Below are 25958 nucleotides of genomic sequence, written 5' to 3'. Positions count from 1 at the left end.
GGACGCGTGACGAAAACGGATGAGACACCCCGGTACAATCGGGCATGGATCGGCCGACTGTTCATCTACGCCACGCTCATCGCCATGGCGGCGGCCTATCTGATGCCGCTGTGGGTCATGGTCACCACCTCGCTGAAGCCGCTTGAGGAGATCTACGGTGGCTCCTTCATCGGATTTCCGCAGAACTTTACATTGGATGCGTGGCGTGTCGCGTGGTCGCAGGCCTGCATCGGCACCGAATGCACCGGGCTGAAGCCCTACTTCGTCAATTCGCTGCTGATCGTGATTCCCGCCGTTGTCCTGTCGACCGGCATCGGCGCGATCAACGGCTACATCCTGACAAAGTGGCGGTTTCCGGGAGCCAACCTCGTGTTCGGACTCCTTCTATTCGGCTGCTTCCTGCCCTATCAGGCCATCCTGATCCCCATGGCCCGCACCTTGAGCCTGATTGGTCTGGCGGGATCGATCCCTGGACTGATCCTTGTCCATGTTTCCTACGGCATCTGCTTCACGACGCTGTTCTTCCGGAACTATTTCGTGACCCTGCCTGACGATCTGACCAAGGCGGCGCTGGTGGATGGCGCGGGTTTCTTCCGGATTTTCTGGAGCATCATCCTGCCCACGTCGATTCCGATCATCGTGGTGTCCTGCATCTGGCAGTTCACCCAGATCTGGAACGACTTCCTGTTCGGCGTTTCATTCACCTCGGGCGCCCACAGCCCGATCACCGTGGCACTGAACAACATCGTCAATGTGACCACCGGCCGCAAGCAGTACAACATCGACATGGCCGCCGCGATGATCGCCGGCATTCCCACCCTTCTGGTCTACATCGTCGCCGGACGCTACTTCGTCCGCGGATTGACGGCTGGCGCCGTGAAAGGCTGACGCAATGTCCACTCTTGAAATTGATCGTGTCCGCAAGTCCTACGGTTCTCTGGAAGTGCTGAAGGAAGTCAGCATCTCCATCGACACAGGCGATTTTCTCGTGTTGCTGGGGCCATCCGGATGCGGAAAATCGACCCTTCTCAACATGATCGCCGGGCTTGAGACGATTTCCGGCGGAGAAATCCGGATCGCGGGGCGCGTCGTCAACGACCTGTCACCCAAGGACCGCGACATCGCGATGGTGTTCCAGTCCTACGCTCTCTACCCGACCATGACGGTCAGCCAGAACATCCAGTTCGGCATGAAGATCCGCGGCGTGCCCAAGGCCGAACGCGCCAAGGCCGTCCAGGCCGCCGCCGACATGCTGCAGATCACCCACCTGCTGGAGCGCAAGCCCTCGCAATTGTCCGGCGGCCAGCGGCAGCGCGTCGCGATGGGCCGCGCCATCGTCCGTCAGCCCAGGCTGTTTCTGTTCGACGAACCTCTCTCCAATCTCGATGCGAAACTCCGCGTCGACATGCGGACCGAGATCAAGCGACTGCACGCGCGCCTCGGCACGACGATCGTGTATGTGACGCACGACCAGATCGAGGCGATGACGCTGGCAACCCGCGTCGCCGTGATGAAGGGTGGCGTCGTTCAGCAGCTCGACGAACCGCAAACCGTCTATGACCGGCCGGCCAACGTCTATGTCGCCAGGTTCGTCGGTTCCCCATCGATGAATGTCATTCCCGGAACCCTGCGGGTCGAGGGAGACAAGGTGATGGCGGTGATCGAGGTTCAGAACCGTCCCCCGGCGACGATTTCCGGGATCGGCCTGTCCAGGGACGCCGCGGCCCGTTACGCCGGTCGCCCGGTTCTGGTCGGCATCCGGCCCGAGTTGTTCAGCGTTGCGAACGGCCAGCCAGGCACAATCACCGTGGATATCGACGTGGTGGAACCGACCGGTCCCGACACGCTTGCGGTCTTCCAGCTCGGCGGGGTCGAGGTCACGGCCCGTCTGCCTCCCAAGCAGGTCGAAGCAGGAACCGCCACCATGCTGGCGGTCGATACCAGCAAGCTCGTGCTTTTCGATCCGGCAACGGAAAATCTGATCAAGTGAGGATACAGTCGATGCAGCAGGTCGCGGACATCGTCGTCATCGGCTCCGGTATCGGTGGCAGCTCGCTGGCTCACAGCCTGGCGGATACCGGAAAGCGTATCGTCATCCTGGAGAGAGGCGAACATCTCAAGGATACGCCTGAATCGCGGGACGATGTCGCGATCTTCCAGAAGGGATACTACAAATCGAGCGAGGAGTGGATCGGGACGGACGGCAAGCCGTTCCTGCCCGGAAACTATTATTATGTCGGGGGGAATTCGAAATTCTACGGTGCGGTCATGTACCGTTACCGGGCTGAGGATTTCGAGCCACGCCAGCATATCGGCGGCCGGTCACCCGGCTGGCCGATACGCTATGCCGACCTCGAACCATGGTACGAACGGGCCGAGGAAATCTTTCAGGTTCACGGAGCCATGGGGCAGGATCCGACCGATCCCCCCCGCAGCCATCCCTTTGCCCACCCCCCGGTGCCCGATGAACCTGCGATCGCCGCCGTGCGCGACCGGTTGCGCAAGGCCGGCGTCCGGCCGTCGAGCCTGCCGCTGGCCATCAACGTCGACGAATGGCTGCGGCGCGCGCAGACGGGGTGGGATGCCTTCCCCAATACGGGCGCCGGCAAGATCGATGCGGAGAGCGGCCCCCTGACCAGTGCCCTGCGCCATCCAAACGTCAGCATCGTCACCGGAGCGACGGTGCTTCGGTTGGAGACCGATCAATCCGGCCGCCGGGTGACCGCTGCCATCTTCCTCAAGGATGGGGTGGAACACAGGATCGGGGCCGGGGTTTTCGCGGTGGCTGCCGGCGCAGTCCAGTCCGCTGCCCTCCTGCTGCGCTCTGCGAACGACGCCCATCCGCGGGGGTTGGCCAACGGCTCCGATCAGGTCGGCCGCAACTTCATGAACCACAACACGTCGGCGTTGCTGGCGATCGATCCATGGTCGGCGAACACGGCCGTCTATCAGAAGACCCTGGCCTTCAACGATTTCTACAACGGCGACCCCGTGACCGGCTATCCGCTGGGCAATGTGCAGCTTCTCGGCCGCATCACCGGGAATATCCTGAAAGCGAATTTGCCGGCCGCCCCCTCCTGGATCGCCGGTCTGATCGCACGTCATGCCTATGGCTGGTTTCTCACCAGCGAGGATCTGCCGAACCCGGACAGTCGCATCATGGTGCGGGACGGCCGGATCGTCGTGAATTGGGTCCGGTCCAACATGCAGGCCCATAAGGCGTTGATCGAGAGAACGCGCGCCGTGATGCGCAAGGCGGGCTTCCCGATTGTCCTGGTCCGCACGTTCGGCCGGAAAACGACGTCCCATCAATGCGGTACGGCCCGTTTGGGCGACGATGCGCGCACATCGGTCGTGAATCCGGACTGCCGCACACACGACGTCGAGAACCTGTATGTGACCGACGCATCGGTGCTGCCCACCTCGGCGGCGGTCAATCCGGCGCTGACGGTCGCAGCCCTGGCGATCAAGGCCGGGGCGGCCATCAAGGGAGTTTGAGAATGCTGGGATTGGCGTCCGCCCGGTCCTTCGGCGGGACATTCGCGCGAGAGTCGTACGACTACATCGTCGTTGGCGGCGGTTCGACGGGATGCGTGGTCGCTTCCCGCCTGTCCGAAGACCCGCATGTATCCGTGCTGCTTCTGGAGGAAGGGCCGGCCGACCATAATCCCTACATTCACATCCCCGGCGCCTACTACAAGACGGCGCAGGGAAGCCTGCTGAAGCGGATGCCGTGGGAACCGGGGCCCGATCAGGCGCGCGGGCAGACGCCGACCATGGTACAGGCCAGCGTTCTCGGCGGCGGCAGTTCCGTCAACGCCATGATCTATATCCGGGGGGTTCCGTCCGACTATGCGCGCTGGAGCGAACTGGGGGCGACGGGATGGGCGTACGAGGATGTGCTGCCCTATTTCCTGCGCTCGGAAGACAACAACCGCTTCTGCAACGAAGTCCATGCCGCCGATGGTCCGCTCGGCGTCTCGGACATCGATCACATCCATCCTCTGACGCGGGCCTGGCTGAAGGCGTGCCAGCAGGCCGGATTGCCATACAATCCCGATTTCAATTCCGGCAGCCAGGCCGGCTGCGGCCTCTATCAGATCACCGCGAAGAACGGACGGCGCAGCAGTTCGGCCATCGCCTATCTAAAACCGGCCCGCGACCGGCCAAACCTGCATGTCGCCACGGGCGTGCGGGTCACACGGGTCATCATCGAACGAGGCCGGGCGGTCGGGGTCGAATGCATCGCCGGGGGACGGGCGAGGATCCTGCGTGCGGAACGGGAAATCATTCTGTCGGCCGGCGCCATCAACACTCCCAAACTGCTGATGCTGTCCGGTGTCGGGCCCGCCGCGCATCTTGCCGGGCACGGACTTGCCGTGCAGTCGGATCTGCCGGGTGTCGGACGGAATCTGCAGGATCACATCGAGATCTCGCTGGTCTACCAACTCAACGGGCCGCACAGCTATGATCGCTACAAAAAACTGCATTGGAAGGCGGCCGCCGGCCTGCATTACGCAATGTTCAAAGGAGGGCCGGCCTCCTCGAACCTGATCGAAGGCGGTGCATTCTGGTGGGGCAACAGGGACGAGGAGATCCCCGATGTCCAGTTCTTCCTGGTGGTGGGAGCGGGCATCGAGGAGGGGGTCGACGCCGTTCCAGGAGGGAATGGCTGCACCGTCAACCTTGGACAGATCAGACCGCGGTCCCGCGGCGAAATCACGCTGCGCAGCGCCGATCCCACTGCCTTTCCGATCGTCGCGCCCAACTACTTCGGCGATCCCTATGATCTGGAGGCGGTGACGGACGGCACGCTCGCGGCGATGACCTTCATGGAGCAACCCGCGATCCGAAGCTATCTTGCGGCGCGGACCGTTCCTCCGCCTGCGATGCAATCACGTGAGGATATCAGAGCCTTCTGCCGGCACAACGCGCACGCGGCACTTCATCCCGCCGGCACCTGTCGAATGGGCAACGATCCATTGGCGGTCGTCGACCCGCAGCTTCGTGTCCACGGCGTTGAAAGCCTTCGCGTTGCCGATGCGTCGGTCATGCCAACCCTGATCTCGGGCAATCCGAATGCGGTCTGCATCATGATCGGTGAGAGAGCGTCGGATTTTCTGCGTGGCTGCGTTCCCTGACATGACATTCGGAGCGAAGTCGGGAATCCCGGGCAGGGCGGAGCGAAGGCCCGCAACTTGTGCGTCCTGGCGTGAGAAGGAGCCCCGATCCATCGGGGCTCCGCGTCGCGGGCTTCGTCCGGATTATTCCGCGAAGGCTTTGGCACCGGGAGCCCATTGCTCGGGAAAGCCGGCGGCGCGCAGCACCGGATCGCAGGCCCGAACGTCGAAATTCGCGACCCTGTGGCGATCGAACGGATCGTCCGTGATCATGCTCGCGATCTCCGACATATCCTCGGTATGGGCAAGAATGAACCCGCCATCCCCCTGCTGGAGCGGACCGGCGGCGAGGATTGCGCCGGCCTTGATGTAGCGAACCAGCCACTCCTTGTGGGCATCGAGATGCACTTTGACGTCCTCAAGGGGGCGGATGTAGGAAACCGTGATCGAAAACAACATGTCCGAACTCCGTTTGCATGTTTGGCTATGCAGCGGCCGGATGCAGGCCGGCGACCGCGTCGGCGATCGCCGCCTTGGCACGCCGGAGCCCTTCGGCACGCACCGTTTCGCCCTTCGACGCCCCTTCGGCCCGGACGACATGGACGTCGGTGATGCCGAGGAACCCGAAATAGGCGCGCAGATAGCTTTCCTGGAAGTCCATGCGGGCCAACGGGCCGTCGGCGTAGAAGCCGCCGCGTGCCGAAACGACGATGATCTGCTTGCCGCCAGCCAACCCGACCGGGCCCTTATCGGTGTATTTGAACGTTCGTCCCGCCTGGGCGATCCGGTCCATCCAGGCCTTCAACTGGCTGGGTACGGAGAAGTTGTACATCGGGGCGCCGATCACCAGCACGTCGCTGGCCAGGAACTCCGTCACCAGCGTTTCGGAAACGCGGTGCTCCATCAGCGTGGCGTCATCGAAATCGCCGACACCGGTCGGTCGGAAGCCGGCGGCGATCGCACCGTCCAGATGGCGGATTTCGTTCGCCACCACGTCGCGGCGCGTCACCTCGGCCGCTGGATGACGGGTGCGGATTTCGTCGATCACGGCGGCCGACAGTTCCCTGGTCAGGGAAGCATTGCCCAGAATGCTGGAATCGATGTACAGGATCTTCATTTGGACCTCGTCTTTTGATGGAGTTCTGTCCAGCTTGCGGGGACTATCGCGCCGCTTCCCTGGCAGCCTGGTCGATCAGCCGGGCCACCCGATCAGGTTGGGACAGCAGGGACATATGGCTGGAGGCGATGGACACGGTCTTCGCGCCGATGTGCTGCGCGATGGCCTGCTGCACGGTGGGGGGAAGCGCCTGATCCTGGGTCGTCCGCAGATACCAGCTTGGTTTCCCGCGCCAAGCCGCGTTCCGGATCTTGTCTGCGAAGCCGGCCGCCGCGATGGGCTGCTGGATCGAGGCCAGCGTGCGCGCCTTTTCCTTCGGCAGGTCCGCCGCCATGACCTGATGGAAGCGCTCGGGATCGTCCAACCAGATCAGACCATCGGCATCCGGCGTGAAGCCGCCCATCGGCGCCCCCAGCCTTTGCAGCAGATCGGCCACCGACTCGCCGCTGTCGGGGGCCAGGGCGGAGAGATAGACCAAGCCTTTGACGTTGGCTGCGTTTCCCGCCTGGGTGATGACGGCTCCACCCCAGGAATGACCGACCAGCAGAACGCCGCCGGTCTGCCGGCGCAGGACCTTCTCGGTGACGGACACGTCGTCCGCCAGCGAGGTCAGCGGGTTCTGCACGGCGGTGACATGGTAGCCCATGGCCTGGAGCCGGGAGACGACCGGAAGCCAGCTCGACCCGTCGGCAAACGCGCCATGCACCAGCACGATGTCGCGCAGGGCGGGAGCAGTCGCGGCCATCGCGGTCTGACCGCCGGCCAATGCCAGTGTCAGTCCGAGCGCCGTTGCGAGGCGCCGCAGCCATGGCGCCGCCGCGCCAGTTCGGTCCGCTCGAAGAGGGGGAGGTCGGCATATGTCGTGGAAGGGCTTCATGGTCGGGCCAGGCGATGCGGGAGATGGGGAAATCCTATCGCCGGCCTGCCGACGTCATAAGATGGCAAACTGGACAGAGTTCGTGCAAAACTCGCCAAAGCACCACCGAACAGCCGGGGGACAAGGAAAAGGTCATGCGTATTGCGATCCTTGCCGTTGACGGCAGCCTGCTATCCGCAATTGCCGGCCTGTCCGACCTTTTCTGGATCACCAATCAGGCATTGCGCGCGCCGCCCGAAGGGGTCGCGGCCGGCTTGCCGGACCGAACCGATCCCTTGTTCCAAACCACCATCGTCAGTGCGGACGGCAAGCCCCTGCGCGATCCGCAGGGCCGGTCGATCCCCTTGGATGGCGCGTTCGAGGACCTTGCCCGGTGCGATGCGGTCCTGGCCACCGGCATGGCTCTTGGTGCGAACGGGCTCCCGCCTGAATCCGCCTCGATCGCACGGGGCGCGGAGTGGATGAGAGCGTGTCACCGGCAAGGCACGCTGGTCGGCGGAGCCTGTGCCGGCACCTTCGTGGTGGGCGAGGCGGGTCTGCTCGATGGCAGGCGCTGTACGACCACCTGGTGGCTGCACCACGCCTTCAAGCGGCGATTTCCCAAGGCACGCCCGGTCTGGGGCACCGCATTGGAGGAGCAGGACGGCGTCATCACCACCGGTGGGCCGCTGTCCTGGGTCGATCTCGGCCTGCATGTCATCAGGCGTCTGGCGGGTGCCGAGATCGCCAAGCTGGCCGCCGACATCTCGGTTGCCGACAGCCTGCCATTGCCGCAGATGATCTATGCCCCGCGCGGATTCATCAACACCACCGATCCATTGCTTCTGCGCGCCGAGCAGATCGTTCGCCATGCCAGCCCCGGATTGACGGCCGAGGGGTTGGCGCATGCCCTGGGCCTGAGCGGGCGAACCCTGCACCGGAGGCTGAAGGAGCTGACCAACGAGTCACCCAAGGAATTCATCACCCGGGTCAGGATCGAAACGGCCTGCGTCCTGCTCGAAACGCCGGGCGCCAGCGTCAAGCAGGTCGCTCTCGCCTGCGGGTATGGCGAGGAGAGCGTCTTCCGGCGGGCCTTCGTCCAGCTCACCGGGATGACCCCGGCCGATTACCGGCGGTGGTCGGCGGGCAGGATGGCGGATGTCGCAGTGTCTGGCGGAGCCTCGGTCTGACGGTCGAAGGGCTGGTGTGCATTTGCACCCGGCGTTGACTCTTGACCGATTTGCTTCAACACGCTGAAGAAGCTCGAAAAAGCTCTGTTAGGGTGGGCTCCCGATCGGCGCCGAATGGAACCCCATCGTTTAAACAGAAATCCACACCTACAAAGAGTTACATTGATTTTGAAGGGCCCCCGCATCCAAGCCGGTCAACACCTGAAGTCCACGAGCGCGCGGTTCGAATGCGCGCCGCAGCGGCCATCTTCATCATCGCCAGCCGCTTCAGCGCATTCAGAAAACCGCCCCTTAACCGAGAGTGATCGTGAAGCAGGCACCGGGTGACGCATCGCGGACGTTGATCGACCATCGGTGGGCGAGCACGATTTCCTGGCAGATCGACAGCCCCAGGCCAGCCCCCTCGTAGGTTCTGGCAGAGCCCCGCCAGAAGCGGGTGAAGAGCCTGGGCATGTCCGCCGGGGCGATCCCCGGCCCCCGGTCGATGACCTGCAACGCTTCATTCGCAATGGAAACGGTCACTTCGCCGCCGGCTGGTGAATGGTCAATGGCGTTCTCGATGAGGTTCCGGAGCAGAATGAAGACCGCGCTGGCGTCAGCCATGGCGTAGACCGGCAGATCAGGCAGCAGAAGTTCGAGGCTGGTCCGGCTCCGCACCGCCTTGCGTTCCATATATCCCACCACGTCCAGGGCCACCGCGCAGAGATCGACCTGCTCGAAGCGGTAATTCTGGATCTCGCTGAGTTCGGCCAGATGCAGAAGTTGATGGACCTGCCGGGCCATCAGGTCGATGTCCTTCAGCAGCAGGTCGCGGGAAGCGAAGTCGTGCTCCAGCTCGATCTGGCCGCGGATCAGGGCAAGGGGGGTCTTCAGTTCATGCGCAGCCGAGGCCAGGAACTCCTGTTGAATCCGGAAGCCGTGCTCCAGGCGCCCCAAGGCTTGGTTGAAGGCGGTGATCAGCGGCCGGATCTCGACCGGAACGCCTTCGGTCGACAGCCGGCGGTGCAAATTCTCCGACGAGATGGTCGCCGCCGCATCGGAGGCGTCATGCAGGGGCCGGAGCAGGCGCCGGACCGCAAGGAGCACGATCAGCGTCACGGCCACCAGCCCGAGCACCGTCGTGATGAGGGCCGTCGGCCAGGAAATCACCTGGGTCCGCAGCAGGTGAAGCAGCCGGTCGGTCAGGCTCAGGTGGAGCGTGTAGGGGGTATCGGGCGTGCCGACCGCCACGGTGACCGAGCGGAAGAGGGTACCATCCTGCTCCGTGCGCGAAACGGTGCTTGCGGCATCTCCGTGTGCCTGACCCGGCGACCGGATCAACACCCGCCCGTCACGGTCTTCGATGCGGAAGTCGAGGTCGTCCTGGAGTGCCGCCGGAAGCCAGCGCAGGTCGGGCGGCAACTCGACCGCCACGGGCCGGCCCGCCGCGTCCCACCGGATGCTCTCCACCACCACCTCTGCCGCCTTCGACAGCGTGCGCTGCGACAGCAGATCGTAATGGGAGTCCTCGAAGCTGTTCGAGATCCAGTGGACCAGCAGGAAGACGACGGCGAATGCGACCACCAGCGCCCCGATCAGCTTGGTGGACAGAGACAACCGCTCCCACAGCCCCTCCCACGCGCGGGTCGCCGCAAGGCGCAACCGGCCGAGGGCGGCGGCCGGCCGCTGCGCGTCGCCGGGGTCAGGCATCGCCGGCGCTCTCCAGCAGGGAATAGCCCTGCCCCCTCATGTTGACGAGAACCACCCTGGACCCGATCCCCAGCAGCTTCTTGCGCAGCCGATGGATGGCGACGTCGAGCGCGTTCGGCGTCACCGCCTCCGACAGCCCCCAGGCCGTCTGCTCCAGACGCCGGCGCTGGACCATGCGCCCATTGGCCTGCATGAGGGAAAGCAGGATCTGAAGCTCGGCCGGCGCCAGCGCGACCGACGCGCCGCCGCAGGCGACCAGCCCCTCCTCGGGTCGGAGGTGCAGGTCGCCCAGCACCGGCTCCATGCTGCGGATCGCGGCCGGGCGCCGGATCAGCGCCTTGACCCGCGCAACCAGCTCCTCCATCGCGAAGGGCTTGCTGAGATAGTCGTCGGCGCCGTGTTCCAGCCCCTCCACCCGGTCATGCACCGCCCCCCGCGCCGTCAGGACGAGGCACGGCACGGCGTTGCGGCCATCACGCAGCCGGCGCAGCAGGCCGATGCCGTCGCCGTCGGGCAGGGTGCGGTCGAGGATCAGCGCGGCATACTCCTGCTGGCCGATCGCCTCCCAGGCGGATTCGATGTCGGTGAAGCAGTCCGCCTCGATCGCGACGCGGAGCAGAGCCTTGGCGACCAGATCCGACAGCCGGACATTGTCCTCGACGAGCAGCACGCGCGCCATTCCTAAACCTCCGCAAACCGGCGCCTCAACAGCGCTCCGAGATCGTCGAGGCAGCTGAAGACCACGGGGACGACGACCAGGCTGAGCAGAGTCGAACTCGCCAGCCCGCCGATCACCGCCAGCGCCATCGGTTGCCGGAAGGACGCATCGGCGCTGATCCCCAGCGCGATCGGCAGCATGCCGGCGATCATCGCCAAGGTCGTCATCACGATCGGCCGGGCCCGGCTGCGGCAGGCCTCCATCAGCGCCTCCCGCTGATCGCAGGCGCCGGCGCGCCGCTCGGCCAGGGCATGCTCCACCAGCAGGATCGAGTTCTTGGCCACCACACCCATCAGCAGGATCAGCCCGATCAGCGACGGCACGTTGAGTTCGGTCCCCGTCACCACCAGGGCGAGCAAGGCACCGCCGAGCGACAGCGGCAGGGCCGACAGGATGGTGACCGGCTGAAGGATATCCCGGAACAGAAGCGCCAGCACGCAGAACATGGATAATAGCCCGATCAGGATGGCGGTGCCGAACCCTGCCATCATCTCGCCCATGATTTCGGCGTCCCCGGTCTCGATGAAGCGTATGCCGGCGGGCAAGGATGCCATGGCCGGCAGCAGGCGCGCCGCGGCCAGGGCATCCCCCAGGGACAGCCCGTCGAGATCGGCCTGGATGGTGACAAAGCGCTCGCGGTCATAGCGGTCGATCTGCGCCGGCCCGACGGCGGGAAGCAGCTCCGCCACGGCGGAAAGCGGCACCAATCCGTGGCGTCCGTCGACCCGCAGCCCGGCCAGGGCCTCAAGGTCGCGCGATACGCCGTCGGGCAGGACCGTCCGGATGCGGATCTCGCGGCGGTCGAGCGAGAGCTTGGCGAGCCGCTCGTCGAAATCGCCGGTCGTGGCGAAGCGCAAGGTGGCCGCAAGGTCGGCGGTGCCGACCCCGAGTTCCGCCATTGCCTGCAACCTTGGCCTGACGAGGATTTCCGGCCGCTCCAGGCTTGCCGTCGAGACGACGTTGCCGAGCCCCCCCACCTCACGCAACTGCTGGGCCATCGTTCCGGCCGTGGCTATGAGCGCCGCCGCGTCGTTGCCGGTCGCGATGAGCTTCATCTGGTCGGCGCCGAGCGAAAAGCGCGCACCGGGCACCGGGAGCACGGCGGCCCTCACCTGCCGTTCCAGGACCTCCCGGACGGGCCGCTGGCCGGGCGGGCTGAACAGCAGGGTGAGCGTGCCGCGCCGGACCCCGTCGGCCGAACCGCCCTCGCCGACTGCGGCGAAGACGCGGGCCACGCCGGGGACGGTCATGGCCGCGTGGCGGCTGCGTTCCGCCACCGCCACCGACGCGGCCAGACTGCTTCCCGGCGGCAGTTCGAAGGTCATCTCCGCATAGCCTTCGTCGGCAGCCGGGAGAAAGCCGGTGCTGAGCATGGGAAGCAGCGACGCGGAGCCGAGCAGGACGAGCAGAGCCAACAGAAGCGTGATTGCCCGGTGTCCGAGGCACCAGCCGGCGCAGCCGAGATAGGCCGTCATCACCCGGCCTTCCGCACGGCCTGGGCGGCCATGCGGCTTCAGCATCCGGCTGGCCATGACGGGGGTCAGCAGCCGGGCGACGAGCAGCGACGCCAGCACCGCCGCCACGGCGGTCCAGCCGAACTGCTGAAAGAAGAGGCCGGGAACGCCATCCATCAGCGCCGTGGGAACGAAGACGACGACGATCGTCATGGTGGTCGCCGCCACCGCCAGCGCGATCTCGGCGACGGCGTCGACGGTGGCCTGCCGTCCGGTCTTCCCCAGACGGGCGTGGCGTTCGATGTTCTCCACTTCGACGATGGCATCGTCGACGAGAATCCCCACCACTACCGACAGGGCCAGCAGCGTCAGCATGTTCATGCTGTAGCCGACCCATCGCAGCATGAGAAAGGTCGGCAGGATCGACAGCGGCAGCGCGCAGGCGGCGATCCAGGTGGCGCGCCAGTCCCGCAGGAACAGCCAGACCACGAACACCGCCAGCGCCGCCCCCTCGTAGAGCATGGCCATGGCACCGTCGAACTGTTCGCGGGCGTGGGCGGCGCGGTCGGTCAGCAAGGTCACGCCGATCCGGCCGTCCGCCTGACGAATCCGTTCGACCTCGGCAGCCACGCTCTGCGCCATGGACACCACGTCGGCGCTGCGGGCGCGGTAGACGCGCAGGCCGACGGCCGGCCGGCCGTCGAGCAGCGCCGTCGATCGCGGCTCGGCGACGCCATCCCGGATGGTGGCGATCTGCGACAGCGTGATATGGCGCCCGTCGCCCAGGGGCAGCGCAAGGCTGCCGATCTCGGCCGGCTGGCGGAGGCCGGGCGTGGCCCGCAGCCGCCGCTCCACCATCCCCAGCCGAAGCAGGCCGCCGGAGATGTCCTGCTGCATCGCGGCAAGCGCGGTGGAGACCGTCGCGACGGTCAGGCCGAGCCCGGCAAGCCGTTGCGGATCCAGCTCCAGCCGGACCTCGCGGTCGCTATCGCCCACCCGCTCGACACGGCCGACGCCGGGCAACCGGCGCAACGCCCTGGCCAGCCTGTCGTCGACGAACCACGACAGTTCCTCCTGGGTGAGGCCGGGCGCCTCCAGGGCGTAGGTCACGACGGGATCGTCGTCGATGGCGGCGGCAATGACCTCCGGCGCCTCCAATTCCGGCGGCAGGTCGGGGCGGACGCGGTCGATGGCGTCCTTGCAATTGGCGAGGGCCTTCGTCAGCGACTTCGAAAGCTCGAAGGTGACGGAGAGGCGGATCTCGCTGTCGCGGATCGTGGTGGCGACGTGCTTGACCCCCTCCAGCGTGGCGATCTGGTCCTCGACCGGCCGGGCGACGGCGGCTTCGAGGCGGGCCGGCGCCGCGCCGGCCTGACGCAGCGTGATCTCGACGGTCGGGACCTCGACGCTGGGCAGGCTCTCGACCGGCAGCGCGTGAAAGCTCCACAGGCCCGCCAACGACAGGGCGGCGAACAGCAACAGCGACGGCAGCGGATTGTCGACGCTCCAGGTGGCGATGCTCATGGCTTTTCCCCCGCCGGCGGCACGACACGGACGTTCTGGCCCGGTTCGAGGAAACCCGCCCCTTCGGCCGCCACCCGGTCGCCCGAGCGTGCGCCCAGGACAATCTCGATGCGGCCGTCGCGCTGTCGTCCGGTGACGACCGGTTGCAGCTCGGCGACGGCGGTTCCCGCATCGCGGTCGAGGCGAAACAGATAGCTGCGGCCGTCACGCACGACGACGCTTTCCGCCGGTGCCACCAGCACGGTCGCCGGCCGTCGCTGAATGTCGCCGGTCACATACATGCCGGCACGGGCGCCGCTCCCCGGATGCAGATCGACGAAGGCGGTCAGGAGGCGCGTGTTTCCATCCACGATCGGCGCCAGCTCGCGCAGCCGCCCGGCGGCCTTGCCGCCGTCCGGGAGCGTCACCTCCACCGCCTGGCCGGCGGCCGTGCCGCCGGCCTGCTCGACGGTGAGCTGGGCCCGCCACTCCAGCCGGTCGTCCACGATCAGCCGGAACAGCTCCTCGCCGCTCGCGCTGACCGCTCCCAGCCGGGCCGGCCGGGCGCTGATCGTGCCGTCCGCCGGCGACAGGATGCTGGCGCGCTCGATCTGCAGGCGGACGGTGGCAAGCCGCGCCTCCGCCGCCGCCACCTGCGCCCGTCGGGTCGCGGCCTGGGTCCGGGCCTCCATCAGGGACTTCTCGCTGAGCGTGCTGGTCCCGGCGAGCCGTTCGGCCCGACGCAGGTTGGCCTCTGCCTCGGCAAGGGCGGCCTTGGCCTGCGCCAGTTCGGCATCGAGAAAGGCCCGATCCGCAAGCAGGCTGGCGACATCATACTGGGCAAGGCGCTGGCCTTTGCGCACCCGCTGGCCGAGCCGGGCCTCCAGCCCGACCAGCGGCAATCCGGCAACCGCCGTGGCGACGGTCGCCTCCTGCCAAGCCTCGATCGGACCGTCGGCCCTGATCTGCAGAGGCCAGTCCACCGGCGTGACGGTGGCCAGCCCGACCGTCAATCCCGTAGGAGCCGGTGCTGCGGCCGGTGCCACGACGGCGGCCGGTTGCGACAGGGTCAGCGTTCCCGCCGCAAGGCCGGCCAATGCCAATCCACCGCCGAGCACCGGCAACCATAGCCGCCGCCTTGGGGCCGGGAAGGCCATCTCCGGCAGAGCCGGGCGTCCGGCCGCATGCTTGGCTTCGTTCATCATGATGGCGATCCGGCGGCCGTCAGAAACGGTACGCCAGGCCGAGATAGGCGGTCGGCTGGAGCTTGCGCTCCGTCAGCGGGCTGTCGGCGGCGTCGCCGACCAGAAGGGTGGCGCCGACCGCTCCGCTCAGCAGCCAGCTGTCGGACAGGCTGTAGGTGCCGCTGAGCTTCAGGCCGACGTCATGAAAGCCGCCCTCGGCCTTGTAGGCCGTCATGGGGTTGCCAAGTGCCGTCGCACGCGCCGCCTCCCTGTCGCCGACCCCGAAGAAGGCGTTCTGGTAGCGGCCGTCGGCAAAGCTGACCCGGCCCCCAAGGGAGAGTTTCAGATCGCGGATCGGCGAAAAGCCGTAGGCGGCCCCGAGGACGAATTGCGTTCCGGAATCGGATCCGAACCGGTGGGTGACGTCCAGCGTGGTGGTGACCGGGTCGAGGTCGTAGGACAGCTTGGCCGAGACGACGGCCGCTCCCTCGATGTCGTCCAGGCCGCGCAGCCGGTCGTTGTCGCCGCTGTCCCGGCCGCCGCTGTAATTTACCGCGGCTTTGAGCTTCAACGGCCCCTCGGACAGCAGATTGACGCCGACCCCATCGACGGTCGAGAGGAAGAGACGGCCATGGAACAGCTTGTCGATCTCGATGACGGGAACCGGATCGACGCCCATGTGCCTAGCGCCTTCGTAATCGGGACGCAGGATGCCCCCCACCCCGAGCGTGACCGTGGCCGGTTCCCCTGCGGTGCCGACGAGCCAGTCGAGGTCCCAGAAATCGGCGGCGCCGGCCGGCACGGACAGGAGGGCGCCACACAGGCCGAGCAGGCCGGCGGCCCCCGGACGCAGTCGGGCCATGGACCGGGGGCGCCGCGGGAGGCAGCGGGAAGCGAGTTGCGGCATTCGTTTTTCCTTGAACGAGCATAGGACCATTGCATGGCCTGGTCGGACGCTAGTTCAGGGACTATTACGCGACACTTACGGGAACGGCCGCCAAAGGCATCTGGTCAATAGGCGCCACCCACCAGATTGCTTGGTTTGCCGGCGACGAAGTTCTCGATATTGTCGATCAGCTGATCCGCCAGCGTCTGTTGCGCCTCGTCCGATGCCCAGGCGACATGCGGCGTAACGATCACGTCCGGACGCCCGGCGATCCGCATCAGCGGGCTCGACGGATCCGGCGGTTCGACCTCCGCGACGTCGAAACCGACCCCGCCGATCAGCCCGTCCTCCAGCGCCGCCACCAAATCCTCCTCGACGACCAGACCGCCGCGCGCGGTGTTGATCAGCAGGGGCCGGCGGCTCATGCGGCGGAACTCCGGCAGTCCGATCATGCCGCGCGTCGCGGCGGTCAGCGGACAGTGCAGGGTGATGACGTCGCTGGTTTCCAGCATCTCCTCCCAGGGGGTGTAGAGGGGGCCGAGACCGCTTGCGCCCTTATGGGCGGCGAACAGCGGGACCATGCCGAAGGCGGCGGCGATCGCCGCCACCCGCTGGCCCAGCACCCCTTCCCCGACGATCCCGATCCGGGCGCCGCGAAGGTCGCGGATCGGGTGGTTGAAGAAGCAGAACTGCCCGGCCTGCTGCCAGGCGCCGGCCAGCACGTCCTGGCGGAAACCGACGAGGCTCCTGCGAAGAGCCAGGATCAGCGCGAAGGTATGTTCCGGAACCGTGTTGACGGCATAGCCGCGGATATTCGCGACGGCGATGCCGCGGTCCCGGCAGGCCTGCCTGTCCACGCAATCGGTGCCCGTCGCCGCGACCGCGATCAGCTTCAGGTCCGGCAGGAGCGCCAGTGTCTCCGCCGTGACCGGCACCTTGTTGGTGATCGCGATGGACGCGCCGGAAAGACGCTCCGCGACCTCGGCGGGACGGGTCCGCGCATGCTCCACCAGCCGATGGTCGAAGGAGGGGCGCCGCAGACGGATCTGCGGCGCCAGGGTGGCGCGGTCGAGAAAGACGATCCTGTGCATCGATCCGTCCTTCCGCCCTCAGGCCGCCGTCGCCTGAAGTGGCGCCTGAAGCGGCGGCTGGACATCCGCCGGGACCGGGCACTGGTAGGGACGGCCACCGGTGAGGGTGTGGAACTCCTCCTTTGCCTTGGCGATCAGGTCGGGATCGGCAAGGGCGTCCAGCGCCGTCAGCGCCAGGATCGACGCCGCGTTGGTCATGCCCTTGTGTGCGCCCGGCAGCTTGCCCTGGGCGACCAGCTGCCAGGAATGGAACGGCGTGCCCATCGCACAGGTCGCGCCCCAGAACTGCGCGGTCGGCACCACCCAGCTGACGTCGCCGACGTCGGTCGAGCCGAAATTGCGCGTGCGGGTGCCGTCGAACGGCGCCACACCGTCGTGCAGGCTGCGCTCCGGCCCTGCGCCGGAACCGAATCCCTTGGTGCGGACATGCCGGAGATCCTCCGCCGAGAGGGTTTCCATGAAGGCCTGCGCCGTCCTGAAATCATCCTCGTCGAACCGGACGCCCCCGACATCCTGCATGCGGCGATACAGGGCGTCGCCCAGGGTACGGTTGAGCAGCACGTTGGACATGCCGGACTCGACCCGCACCTCCACCGTCGTCTCCGTCATCAGGGCGGCGCCTTCCGCGATCTTCTTCACACGCTCGAACAGCTGCCAGAGCTGATCGAGGTCGGGGGCGCGAACGACGTAGGCGATCTCCGCATTCGCCTGGACGACGTTGGCGGCGCAGCCGCCGGCATCGCGGTAGGCGTAATGGACGCGGGCCTCCGGGATCATGTGCTCGCGCATGTAGTTGACGCCGACATTCATCAGCTCGACCGCATCGAGCGCGCTGCGGCCGAGATGCGGCGACAGGCCGGCGTGAGCCGCCCGCCCGGTGAAGCGCACCGAAGCCTGGAGGAAGGCCAGGGTGTCGGCGAAATTCATCCCGGTATAGGCCGCCGGATGCCAGGTCAGGGCGAGATCGACATCGTCGAAGGCGCCGCCGCGCGCCATGAAGGCCTTGCCGCCGCCGCCCTCCTCCGCCGGGCAGCCGTAATACCGCACCCGGCCGGGCAGGCCTTCGCGGGTCAGGGCCGCCGCAAGGGCGGCAGCGCCAAGCGCCGCGCCGGAGCCCAGCAGATTATGCCCGCAGCCGTGCCCCGGCGCCTCGGCGACTTCCGCCTGCGGCGCGGTGGCGCCGGCGACCTGGCTGAGGCCGGCCAGGGCATCGAACTCGCCGAGCAGCGCCACCACCGGCCCGTCGGATCCGGCTTCGGCCATGAAGGCGGTCGGCACCCCGCCGACATTGCGGGTGATCCGGAAGCCCTCGGCCGCCAGGGCCTCGATCTGCGCCTCCATCGACTTGAACTCGCAATAGCCGAGTTCGGCATATCCCCAGATCCGGTCGGAGAGGTCATGAAAGGCCGGGGCCTTCGAGTCCACGGCCTCCAGGATGGCGGTGCGCAGAGAGGTCGTATTGGACAGGCTGCTGTTCATGGTGAACATCCTTTCAAAATCATCGAAGGGAAGCCGCGAAACCGGTCAGTCGTTGCGGTCAATCATCGCCGGTGGCCTGCGCTGCGACCGTGCTGCCGCGCCGCCTTTCGCGCAGCAGGACCACGATGCCGCTGGCAATGATCACGGCCGATCCGACCCAGGTCCAAAGATCGGGCAGCTGTCCGAAGGCCAGCCAGCTCAGCACGGCGGCGCCGAAGATCTGCAAATAGATGAAGGGGGCGACGAAGGGTGCTGGCGCCACCTCGAAGGCGCGGACCAGGCAATAGTGACCGACCCCGCCGAGCGTGCCGAGCGCCAGAAACAGAACGGCGTCGCGGAGGTCGGCCGGCGGCACCCAGACGAAGGGAACCGGGATGCTGCTGAGGACGAAGCCCAGCAGCACCATGTAGGTGCTGGAGGTGGCGGACGGATCCTGTCCGGAGAGCTTGCGCGACAGGATCTGCGTCAACGCCGAGGTCATGGCGCTGAGGAAAATCAGGGCGGCCGACCAGTGCAGCGGGCTGTAGCCCGGCCGCACCACGATCAGCGCCCCGACGAAGCCGACGACCACCGCGCAAAGCCGCACCGGCCCGACCTTTTCGCGCAGCAGAAGCGGCGCCAGCGCCGTCACCATCAGCGGTGCGGTGAAGCCGATCGCCGTGGCGGTCGCCAGCGGGGTGTGCTCCAACGCATAGAACATGATCAGGGAGGAGGCGCAGAACAGCACCGAGCGCGCCGCCTGCAAATCCGGCCGCCGCGTGCGGAACAGCGCCCACCGGTAGCGCGGCAGGAAGACCACCAGCATGAACAGGAAATGGCCGGCATAGCGCAGCCATTGCAGTTCGGCGACCGGATAGCGGCCCCCGAGATACTTCACGGTGGCGTTCAGCACCGGGATCACGACCGCGGTGACGATCATCAGCAACACGGCCTGACCGGCCATGGTCCGGCGTGGCGCTGCCGGGGAACCGCTCCCGACCGTGCTTCGGGACGCGAAGCTCACGAGCCGGCCCCGCCGCCCTGCGCGGAGAACGGATCGGCGACCCGCGGCCAGTAATCCGGCGCGCGGCGGGTGTAGGGCAGCGAGGCGAAATCGGGCGCCACCGCCCCCGGCGCCGCGACATAGCGCACGTCGGCGGCAAGCGGCGCGAAGCCGGTATAGAAATGCTGCATCGATTTGACGACGATGATCCGCTTGTCGTCGAGCGTGCAGCCCAGGCCGGTGAAGGCTTCCGGCGAGTGGGTCTGCTGGCGCACCGAGGTGAGGATCAAGTCGATCCCCTTCCCTTTCCCCGGCTCGCAGCCGCGCACCCAGGCGCTCGCGCCGTAGCTGGAGCGCCCGCCGCCCAGGGAGCGCTGCGAATGGTCTTCCGACAGTCCCATGACGGTGACCCGCAGGTCCGCGGGAAGGCCGGAAGCAACGCCGGTCTTGCCGCCGACCCGCAGGTCGAACGTCGCCCCGACGCCGGCTTCCAGGCAAAAGCCGACCGCCACCGGATCCCAGTAGCAGCCGCTGGCCACCCCGGAAATTCCGCGCGCGATCAGGCGGTGAAGGATCGCGGTGTTGTCGGACGGTGCCCCGGCGCCGGCATTGTCGGCCACGTCGGCCAGCACCACCGGCCGGGAGCCATCGGCGGACGTCACGGCCAGAGCGATGTCGATGGCCTCGTCGATGGTGTCGTAGCGCTGGGGGGTGACGTCGCGCAGGTCCCAGATCCGGCGCGCGAACCGCTCGGCGACCTGTCGGGCCTTGTCCGGATCGCCGTCGGCCACGACCAGCATCTTGGCGCCGACGTCCGGAATGTCGGCCCAGGGGAAGCCATGCCCGAAGGAAACCGACAGGATGCCGTCCCGGCCCTCCTGGTCGGTCATCTCCTGCACCAGCGACCGCATCGGCTCGAAGGGTGGACGCCAGACCCCGATCATCCGGCAATCGTGGAGCGCCATCACCGGCCTGATCTCGCCGCGCTGCGCCGCTTTGCACAGCCGGTAAAGCTGCTGCGCCCGTGCCGGGATGTCGGTGTGCGGATACTCCTTGAAGGCGACGATGACGTCGGCATTCGCCCGCATCCGTTCGGTCAGGTGACAATGCAGGTCGATCTCGACGCCGACCGGCACGTCCGGACCGACGATGGCGCGGATTTTTTCGAGGACGTCCCCCTCGCAATCGTCGTAACCGTCGGCGACCATCGCGCCGTGCAGGAACAGCAGCACGACATCGACCGGCATGGCGCGGCGCAGATCGTCGAGGATTTCCTCGCGCAGCCCCTCATAGACCGGCTTCTGCGTGCTGCCGGCCGGGGTGGCGAAGGCGCACAGGCTCTCGGCGACCTCCCATCCATCGGCTTCCGCAAGGCGGCGCCATTCGATCAGCGGCACGTTGCCGAGCCTGGGGGGATGCAGGCTGCCGTCGCCGCGGAAGTACTCCCGGCCGTGGAAGGCCGTCCGGCCCGAGGGTATGGGGGAGAAGGTGTTGGTTTCCGTGGCAAGGGCTGCCATGAAAAGCTTCATCGCTAGGGTCCGATCGGCTGATTGCGCGGCCTGGAGGCCGCGTCGCGGGGGAAGGGACGGCCCGGCTCAGGCGTCGAGACGGCGGTTTCCGGCGATTGCCGGGACGCCGGTCTGCTGAAAGCAGATGCGGGCCAGCGTGGCGACGCCTTCGACGATCTGGTCCTCGGTCGGCAGGGCGAAGCACAGCCGCAGGAAGGAGCGGGCGGCCTCCGGCTCCACCGCCCAGGCCGGGCCGGGGTTGAACACCAGCCCGGCCTGCTCGGCCGGGCCGACCAGCGCACGGACATCGACATGGTCCGGCAGCTTCAGCCAGAGAAAGATCCCGCCCTTCGGCGCCCGGCATTCGACGGCGGTGCCGAACTCCCGCTCGACCGCCTCGATCATCACCCTCATCTTGGCGTGGAGCGCCGAGCGCAACCGCTCGATCAGCTCGTCCGGCTGCCGGGTCAGATATTCGGCGACGATCAGCTGGTCCAGCGCCCCGGTTCCCGCGTCGGTCTTGGCCGGAAGAATGCGGCTCATCACGGGCCATGGCGCGATCAGGTAGCCGAGCCGCACGGCGGGAGCGAAGGATTTGGAGAAGGATCCGATATGGAGCACCCGCTCCGGCGCCAGGGCCTTCAGGGCCGGGCCGGGGCTCTGGTCCGGCCAGACCAGATCGGCGTAGCAGTCGTCTTCCAGGATCGCGAGGTCGTGGAGCCGGGCCAGCGCGATCAGGATCTCCCGCCGGTCGGTCGGCAGGATGCTGCCGGTCGGGTTCTGCACGGTCGGGATCGTGTAGATGAATTTCGGTTTCACCCCGCCGGAGGCCAGCCATTCCAGCTGCGCGGCCAGCACCTCCACCACGATGCCGTCGGCATCCATCGCCATCGGCAGAACCCGCGCCCCCGCCGCCTGGAAGCGCTTCAGGGCGCCTTCATAGCAGTGCTCCTCGGCCAGGACGGTGTCACCCGGCGCGACCATGGTGCGGCAGAGGAAATCGATCGCCTGATTCGATCCGCTGGTGATCAGCACCTCGTCGATCGTCGTTATAATGCCGCGGCGCTTCGCAAGCTTGTCGACCACGCACTGGCGCAGGGCCGGGACACCGAGCGGCCCGCGGCCGAGATGATATTTGGCAAGATCGGCGCCCTCACGCCTGATGACGGCCGCCGCCGCCTCGGCGATCAGCTCCGCCGGCACCTGTCCCGGATCATTGTGCCCGCCGACGAACGGGTATCGGGGAAGGCCGGCCGGAAGCGGCACGGGAGCAGCCGCCCCGGGTGCGAGGAGGCGCGTGAAGTCGAACGACGCTGCGGACATGGCGACTGTGTTTCCCGGCTGCGGTTTCTGGCGGGGGCGGCGGACCGGCTCAGGCGACCTTGATGTTCCAGGCGAGCGGCAGGGGGGCCTTCAGCATGCCGGTCACGGTGCGCCGCCGGGCGGACGGCGTCTGGAACTGCCCCAGCGGAACGAAAGGCACCGCGGCAAAGGCATGTGCCTCGACCTTCCTGGTGATGGCGTCCTGTTCCGGTCCGGTTGCCGCCATCCAGTCGGCGCGCAGCTGCTCCATGACCGGGTCGGTCGGCCAGCCCGGCCAGCCCTGGCGGCCATTGCCGCGCAGGGCGAGATGGGTCGCCGGATCCATGATGTCGGTGACGCTGGTCCCGGTGTGGAAGATCGACCAGCCGCCCTTGTCCACCGGCTCCATGCTGGTGCGGCGCTTGAAGAAGGTGCCGAGATCCATCGCCTGCAACTCGACATTCACCCCCATGCGCTTCAGCAGATCTTCCGTCACCAGCGAGGCGGCATGCAGCCAGGACAGGTCGGTCGCGGTCAGGATCGCCACCTTCTCGCCCTTGTAGGAGGACTTCAGCAGCGCCTTGGCCTTCTCGAAATTGGCCGTCATGACCTCCGAGCCGGCACCGGTGGACATCGTCGTGCCGCAGAAGAAGGCCGACCGGCATTCCTTGTACAGATCGGGCATGCCGACCTGCGCCTGGAGGTAATCGACCTGATTGACCGCCATCTGGACCGCTTGGCGCATCTCCAGACGGTCGAACGGCGGCTGCAACTGATTGAAGCGCAGGATCGTCATGTAGCCGAGATCGTCGAACGCCTCGACGATCACGTCGCGATTCTGCTTCAGCAAAGGCAGCAGCGTCAGATCCGGCTGGCTGTACCAATCGACCTCGCCGCGCTGGAGCGCCGCGGTCGCCGTCGCGGCGTCGGGGATGACATGCCATTCCAGCCGGTCGACATGGACCATCTTGCCGCCGGAGGTGCAGTCGGGCGCCTCGTCGCGCGGAACGTAGCCGTCGAACTTCGCATAGACCGCGCGGCTGCCCGGCACCCATTCGTCGGCCAGGAAGCGGAAGGGACCGGAACCGATCGCCTCCTTGATCGCCACGTTCGGATCGGTCTGGGCGATCCGCTCCGGCATGATGAAGGGGGCCGGTCCGCCGATCTTGGCCAGCCCCTTGGTCAGCAGGCCGAAGCGCGACTTCAGCCGGAACTCCAGGGTGCGGTCGTCGACCGCCCGCAGCTCGTCGGTCAATCCGAAGATGGTCTGGCCCAGCGGGTCGCGGGCGCCCCAGCGCTTCAGGCTGGCGACGCAGTCGCGCGCCAGGACCTTCTCGCCGTCATGGAACTTCAACCCGTCGCGCAGCCGGATCGTCCAGGTCAGCCCGTCGGCGGACTGCTCCGCCCCTTCGGCCATCTGCGGCTTGACCTCGAACCGCGTGTTCATCCCGAACAGCGTGTCATAGATCTGGTAGCCGTGATTGCGGACGGGCGCACCGCTGGTCAGCACCGGATCGATGCCTGCCAGATTGGAGGGAGGGATGTAGCGCAGGACGTTCTTCCGCGCTTGCGCGATCGCCGGAGCGGCAATCGTCGCCGCCCCTGCCGCCACCCCTGCCACCGTTGCCGATCCTGCCAGAAACGCACGCCGTGAGAGTCCCATGACTTCCGCCTCCTGATGTGAAAGCTCCGCTTGTCGTGGCAGCGCCGGCAGCTCAGGCAGGCGGCCGGATCGCGATCCCCGTCTCGAACCGGTGGATGCTGCTGCGGACCGGGTTGGGCGTCGGGTTGTCGAACAGCTCGCTTTGCGTCGCTCGATCCGACAGGAACAGGAATTCCGATGGCTCCGAGCCTTCCGGATAGGCGTTCAGGCTGTGCCAGGTCCCGGTCTTGAACATGAAGCCCTGACGGTCGATCCTGAACGCCCGGAGATCGGAGGGGCTCGGCGGAGCATCGCTGGGCGGGGCCACGACCACGACGGCCGGAGAACCGCCGATATGCATGCGCGATTCCGTGACGTGCCAGTGCCGCTCGACGGCGCCGACAATCAAAGGCAGCGGCTTGAACGCGATGATCTGGACGATGGTTTCGGAGTCTGTGGACCAATCGAAGCGATGCAGCGTCTTGGTCGGCAGATCGAAGGTCGGCCGCTCGCGCACGGCAAGCAGCTCTCCGAACGGCGCGAAGGCCGCCGGCGTGAGGTCCTCGACATCAAGGGTATGAATGATCGTGTTGGTGGTCATGCTGAACCTTTCATCGCGCTTTCGGCGCACAGGATGGAATCCTTGGTCAGTTCTCGGGCCGCCGGGAGTCTCAGGCCGCCGGGACCAGGCGCATCGCCTGCGGCAGCTTCGTCCAGGGCAAGTCCCTGGGATCGGCCTTCATCGGTCCCGGCGCCTTGGCGATCAGGATCGCCTCGCTGATCGGTCCGAAATCGGCGCGGAAATGCACCGAACTCTTGTTCACCAGGATCTTCATCGCTTCCGGCTGGATGCCGACCATGCGGTAGAGGTTGCGGTCGAACATCTGCGCCTTGGTCGCGCTGACCACGACCCGCACGCCGTCGATACGCAGGCAGGCGGCCCCCTGAAGGTCGAGTTCGGTTCCCCGCAGCATCGGCCCCTCGAACACGCAGCGGCCGTCGCCGACCGTCTCCACCTCGAAGGTTCCGACGAACGGCTCGTCCCCCACGGTGCCGGAGCGTCCGCCGAGCGCCAGGGTCACCGTTCCGCCGGCCCCCGCCTCGACCGCGGCGGCGACCGCGGCCGGATCGTAGAAGACGCCGAGCGCAGCCCCCTCCGCCCGGCAGGCGACCAGGGCGCGCAGCATGCCGGTGGTGTCGGCATCGGCCCCGGCTCCCGGATTGTCCTGGGTGTCGGAGATGACCACCGGCCGGGCCGCGCCGGCCGACAGGCGCATCGCCTCCTTCACCGCGCTTTCCGGATCGAGGAACGTCACCGCCCATTGCGGCTCCGTCTCCAGGATGTGGCGGTAGACCGCCTCCACCGCGGCCTCGACAGCGTCCTGCGTCCGGCCATAGCCCCAGACGACCGGGCCGCATTCGGAGAAATCGGACGCGGGAAAGCCCGGTGCGAAGGACAGCGAGACAACATCCCCCACCTGCTTCTCCCGCAGCAGGGCGTAGGTCGACCGCGCCGGATCGACCAGCGTGCATTGTGCGTTGAGCGGGATGAGGAACGGCAGACGGCGGGCGGCCCGATAGAGAACCCCGCCGGCCTCCCGGCAGGCATCGTGCAGGGCCACTGCACGGCGTCCGGTCTCCGCCATGTCGACATGCGGATAGGTCTGGTAGCCGACGATCCCGGTCGCCAGCGTCAGCATCGCCTCGGTCATGTTGGCGTGGAGATCGACCGAACAGTAGATCGGCATCTCCGGCCCGACCACCGCGCGCAGCCGGCGCAGCAGTTCGCCTTCGCCATCGTCATGCAGTTCGGTTACCATCGCCCCATGAAGGTTGAGGTAGATGGCATCGAATGCGTGAGCCTTCGCCGCCGCGACGATCTCGCCGGCAATCCGCTCGTACGCGTCGGTCGTGACGTGCGCGGAGGCGCTGGCTCCTGCCCAGATCACCGGAATGATCTCGAACCCGCGCTGTTCCGCAGCCTGGATGAAGCCGCCGGTCGCCAGATTGACGTCGCGCAGCCGCAGCATCTCGCTGCCGCGCGCCATGGCCGGATAGCCTTCTCCATTCACGAAATTTTGATAGCCTGCCCTGGTAGGAGCGAATGTATTCGTCTCGTGCTCAAAGCCCGCGACCAGTACGCGCATGGTCTCACCAGTTCTGTCAGGAATTGCAAGGTCGGTCGGCAAGATATTCTTCCCGGAAACTCTAGTTCGCGATTACGAGGCGCGGGAAGA

At 67.0% G+C, this 25958-nt stretch carries 21 protein-coding genes; 5 read left to right on the top strand and 16 right to left on the bottom strand.

From position 1 onward, the window contains the following. Window positions 1-6: 6 nt before the first annotated feature. Genes J2848_RS22295 through J2848_RS22280 form a run of 4 tightly spaced genes read left to right on the top strand, consistent with a single transcriptional unit; the run spans window position 7 to window position 5141 of the window. On the top strand, window positions 7-888 hold the full coding sequence (locus J2848_RS22295) for a carbohydrate ABC transporter permease (protein ID WP_246193984.1): 882 nt from the start codon (window positions 7-9) through the stop codon (window positions 886-888). Window positions 889-892: 4 nt separating this feature from the next. Then, the gene (locus J2848_RS22290) at window positions 893-1990 is read left to right on the top strand and encodes an ABC transporter ATP-binding protein (RefSeq protein ID WP_149232633.1); all 1098 of its coding nucleotides are present in this window, start codon (window positions 893-895) and stop codon (window positions 1988-1990) included. Between the two features lie 11 nt (window positions 1991-2001). Continuing rightward, window positions 2002-3498, top strand: a complete 1497-nt coding sequence (locus J2848_RS22285) for an FAD-dependent oxidoreductase (RefSeq protein WP_149232634.1) — start codon at window positions 2002-2004, stop codon at window positions 3496-3498. A gap of 2 nt (window positions 3499-3500) precedes the next feature. Beyond that, entirely contained in the window at window positions 3501-5141 is a 1641-nt protein-coding gene (locus J2848_RS22280; RefSeq protein WP_149232635.1) for a GMC family oxidoreductase, read from the top strand. Window positions 5142-5264: 123 nt separating this feature from the next. Here the strand turns inward: J2848_RS22280 and J2848_RS22275 are convergent, their stop codons facing one another. Genes J2848_RS22275 through J2848_RS22265 form a run of 3 tightly spaced genes read right to left on the bottom strand, consistent with a single transcriptional unit; the run spans window position 5265 to window position 6982 of the window. Next, a complete protein-coding gene (locus J2848_RS22275; protein ID WP_149232636.1) occupies window positions 5265-5579 on the bottom strand; it encodes a YciI family protein in 315 nt (104 codons plus the stop codon). A 25-nt stretch (window positions 5580-5604) separates the two neighbouring features. Further along, window positions 5605-6237: an FMN-dependent NADH-azoreductase gene (locus J2848_RS22270; protein WP_149232637.1), complete on the bottom strand. Its 633-nt coding sequence runs from the start codon at window positions 6235-6237 to the stop codon at window positions 5605-5607. A 43-nt stretch (window positions 6238-6280) separates the two neighbouring features. Then, on the bottom strand, window positions 6281-6982 hold the full coding sequence (locus J2848_RS22265; protein WP_211103206.1) for an alpha/beta fold hydrolase: 702 nt from the start codon (window positions 6980-6982) through the stop codon (window positions 6281-6283). A gap of 266 nt (window positions 6983-7248) precedes the next feature. On the opposite strand from J2848_RS22265, the gene J2848_RS22260 reads away from it, so the two are divergent. Next, window positions 7249-8283 carry a GlxA family transcriptional regulator gene (locus J2848_RS22260; RefSeq protein ID WP_149232639.1) on the top strand — a complete coding sequence of 345 codons (1035 nt, stop codon included), beginning with the start codon at window positions 7249-7251 and terminating at the stop codon, window positions 8281-8283. Between the two features lie 291 nt (window positions 8284-8574). Here J2848_RS22260 and J2848_RS22255 read toward each other — a convergent pair whose 3' ends face one another. The 13 genes from J2848_RS22255 to J2848_RS22195 form a co-directional block, all read right to left on the bottom strand. Next, on the bottom strand, window positions 8575-9972 hold the full coding sequence (locus J2848_RS22255; RefSeq protein ID WP_149232640.1) for a sensor histidine kinase: 1398 nt from the start codon (window positions 9970-9972) through the stop codon (window positions 8575-8577). Beyond that, window positions 9965-10651 carry a response regulator transcription factor gene (locus J2848_RS22250; protein WP_149232641.1) on the bottom strand — a complete coding sequence of 229 codons (687 nt, stop codon included), beginning with the start codon at window positions 10649-10651 and terminating at the stop codon, window positions 9965-9967. The genes J2848_RS22255 and J2848_RS22250 overlap by 8 nt, the downstream gene beginning before the upstream one ends. A 2-nt stretch (window positions 10652-10653) precedes the next feature. Continuing rightward, complete coding sequence (locus J2848_RS22245; protein ID WP_149232642.1) at window positions 10654-13668, bottom strand: efflux RND transporter permease subunit; 3015 nt, start codon at window positions 13666-13668, stop codon at window positions 10654-10656. After that, window positions 13665-14852 (bottom strand): efflux RND transporter periplasmic adaptor subunit, encoded by a 1188-nt coding sequence (locus J2848_RS22240; protein WP_149232643.1) that lies wholly within the window; start codon window positions 14850-14852, stop codon window positions 13665-13667. Before J2848_RS22240 ends, J2848_RS22245 begins: the two co-directional genes overlap by 4 nt. Before the next feature lie 19 nt (window positions 14853-14871). Next, window positions 14872-15693 carry a MipA/OmpV family protein gene (locus tag J2848_RS22235; RefSeq protein WP_170307103.1) on the bottom strand — a complete coding sequence of 274 codons (822 nt, stop codon included), beginning with the start codon at window positions 15691-15693 and terminating at the stop codon, window positions 14872-14874. Between the two features lie 149 nt (window positions 15694-15842). Then, the gene (locus J2848_RS22230) at window positions 15843-16808 is read right to left on the bottom strand and encodes a D-2-hydroxyacid dehydrogenase (protein WP_149232645.1); all 966 of its coding nucleotides are present in this window, start codon (window positions 16806-16808) and stop codon (window positions 15843-15845) included. A gap of 18 nt (window positions 16809-16826) precedes the next feature. After that, window positions 16827-18287 (bottom strand): amidohydrolase, encoded by a 1461-nt coding sequence (locus tag J2848_RS22225; RefSeq protein ID WP_149232646.1) that lies wholly within the window; start codon window positions 18285-18287, stop codon window positions 16827-16829. A 58-nt stretch (window positions 18288-18345) separates the two neighbouring features. After that, window positions 18346-19230, bottom strand: coding sequence for a DMT family transporter (locus J2848_RS22220; protein WP_149232647.1), 885 nt, complete (start codon window positions 19228-19230; stop codon window positions 18346-18348). Window positions 19231-19286: 56 nt separating this feature from the next. Further along, complete coding sequence (locus J2848_RS22215; RefSeq protein WP_246193985.1) at window positions 19287-20786, bottom strand: M81 family metallopeptidase; 1500 nt, start codon at window positions 20784-20786, stop codon at window positions 19287-19289. 78 nt (window positions 20787-20864) lie between these two features. Next, entirely contained in the window at window positions 20865-22100 is a 1236-nt protein-coding gene (locus J2848_RS22210) for an aminotransferase-like domain-containing protein (RefSeq protein ID WP_149232649.1), read from the bottom strand. Window positions 22101-22149: 49 nt separating this feature from the next. Then, complete coding sequence (locus J2848_RS22205; RefSeq protein ID WP_149232650.1) at window positions 22150-23742, bottom strand: ABC transporter substrate-binding protein; 1593 nt, start codon at window positions 23740-23742, stop codon at window positions 22150-22152. 52 nt (window positions 23743-23794) lie between these two features. After that, window positions 23795-24322, bottom strand: a complete 528-nt coding sequence (locus tag J2848_RS22200; RefSeq protein WP_149232651.1) for an ureidoglycolate lyase — start codon at window positions 24320-24322, stop codon at window positions 23795-23797. A 70-nt stretch (window positions 24323-24392) separates the two neighbouring features. Continuing rightward, on the bottom strand, window positions 24393-25868 hold the full coding sequence (locus tag J2848_RS22195; RefSeq protein ID WP_149232652.1) for a M81 family metallopeptidase: 1476 nt from the start codon (window positions 25866-25868) through the stop codon (window positions 24393-24395). Window positions 25869-25958: the final 90 nt, after the last annotated feature.

Source organism: Azospirillum lipoferum (assembly GCF_024170005.1).
GTDB classification, from domain to species: Bacteria; Pseudomonadota; Alphaproteobacteria; order Azospirillales; family Azospirillaceae; genus Azospirillum; species Azospirillum lipoferum.
The sequence above is the reverse complement of the archived record's forward strand: the minus strand, read 5'-3'. Positions and strand labels throughout refer to the sequence as shown.

What these genes read in the sequence shown, in the direction of transcription:
- J2848_RS22290 (WP_149232633.1), top strand. Translation starts at nt 893, where the DNA reads ATGTCCACTCTTGAAATTGATCGTGTCCGCAAGTCCTACGGTTCTCTG.
- J2848_RS22285 (WP_149232634.1), top strand. Translation starts at nt 2,002, where the DNA reads ATGCAGCAGGTCGCGGACATCGTCGTCATCGGCTCCGGTATCGGTGGC.
- J2848_RS22280 (WP_149232635.1), top strand. Translation starts at nt 3,501, where the DNA reads ATGCTGGGATTGGCGTCCGCCCGGTCCTTCGGCGGGACATTCGCGCGA.
- J2848_RS22275 (WP_149232636.1), bottom strand. Translation starts at nt 5,579, where the DNA reads ATGTTGTTTTCGATCACGGTTTCCTACATCCGCCCCCTTGAGGACGTC.
- J2848_RS22270 (WP_149232637.1), bottom strand. Translation starts at nt 6,237, where the DNA reads ATGAAGATCCTGTACATCGATTCCAGCATTCTGGGCAATGCTTCCCTG.
- J2848_RS22265 (WP_211103206.1), bottom strand. Translation starts at nt 6,982, where the DNA reads ATGGCCGCGACTGCTCCCGCCCTGCGCGACATCGTGCTGGTGCATGGC.
- J2848_RS22260 (WP_149232639.1), top strand. Translation starts at nt 7,249, where the DNA reads ATGCGTATTGCGATCCTTGCCGTTGACGGCAGCCTGCTATCCGCAATT.
- J2848_RS22255 (WP_149232640.1), bottom strand. Translation starts at nt 9,972, where the DNA reads ATGCCTGACCCCGGCGACGCGCAGCGGCCGGCCGCCGCCCTCGGCCGG.
- J2848_RS22250 (WP_149232641.1), bottom strand. Translation starts at nt 10,651, where the DNA reads ATGGCGCGCGTGCTGCTCGTCGAGGACAATGTCCGGCTGTCGGATCTG.
- J2848_RS22245 (WP_149232642.1), bottom strand. Translation starts at nt 13,668, where the DNA reads ATGAGCATCGCCACCTGGAGCGTCGACAATCCGCTGCCGTCGCTGTTG.
- J2848_RS22240 (WP_149232643.1), bottom strand. Translation starts at nt 14,852, where the DNA reads ATGATGAACGAAGCCAAGCATGCGGCCGGACGCCCGGCTCTGCCGGAG.
- J2848_RS22235 (WP_170307103.1), bottom strand. Translation starts at nt 15,693, where the DNA reads ATGGCCCGACTGCGTCCGGGGGCCGCCGGCCTGCTCGGCCTGTGTGGC.
- J2848_RS22230 (WP_149232645.1), bottom strand. Translation starts at nt 16,808, where the DNA reads ATGCACAGGATCGTCTTTCTCGACCGCGCCACCCTGGCGCCGCAGATC.
- J2848_RS22225 (WP_149232646.1), bottom strand. Translation starts at nt 18,287, where the DNA reads ATGAACAGCAGCCTGTCCAATACGACCTCTCTGCGCACCGCCATCCTG.
- J2848_RS22220 (WP_149232647.1), bottom strand. Translation starts at nt 19,230, where the DNA reads ATGGCCGGTCAGGCCGTGTTGCTGATGATCGTCACCGCGGTCGTGATC.
- J2848_RS22215 (WP_246193985.1), bottom strand. Translation starts at nt 20,786, where the DNA reads ATGGCAGCCCTTGCCACGGAAACCAACACCTTCTCCCCCATACCCTCG.
- J2848_RS22210 (WP_149232649.1), bottom strand. Translation starts at nt 22,100, where the DNA reads ATGTCCGCAGCGTCGTTCGACTTCACGCGCCTCCTCGCACCCGGGGCG.
- J2848_RS22205 (WP_149232650.1), bottom strand. Translation starts at nt 23,742, where the DNA reads ATGGGACTCTCACGGCGTGCGTTTCTGGCAGGATCGGCAACGGTGGCA.
- J2848_RS22200 (WP_149232651.1), bottom strand. Translation starts at nt 24,322, where the DNA reads ATGACCACCAACACGATCATTCATACCCTTGATGTCGAGGACCTCACG.
- J2848_RS22195 (WP_149232652.1), bottom strand. Translation starts at nt 25,868, where the DNA reads ATGCGCGTACTGGTCGCGGGCTTTGAGCACGAGACGAATACATTCGCT.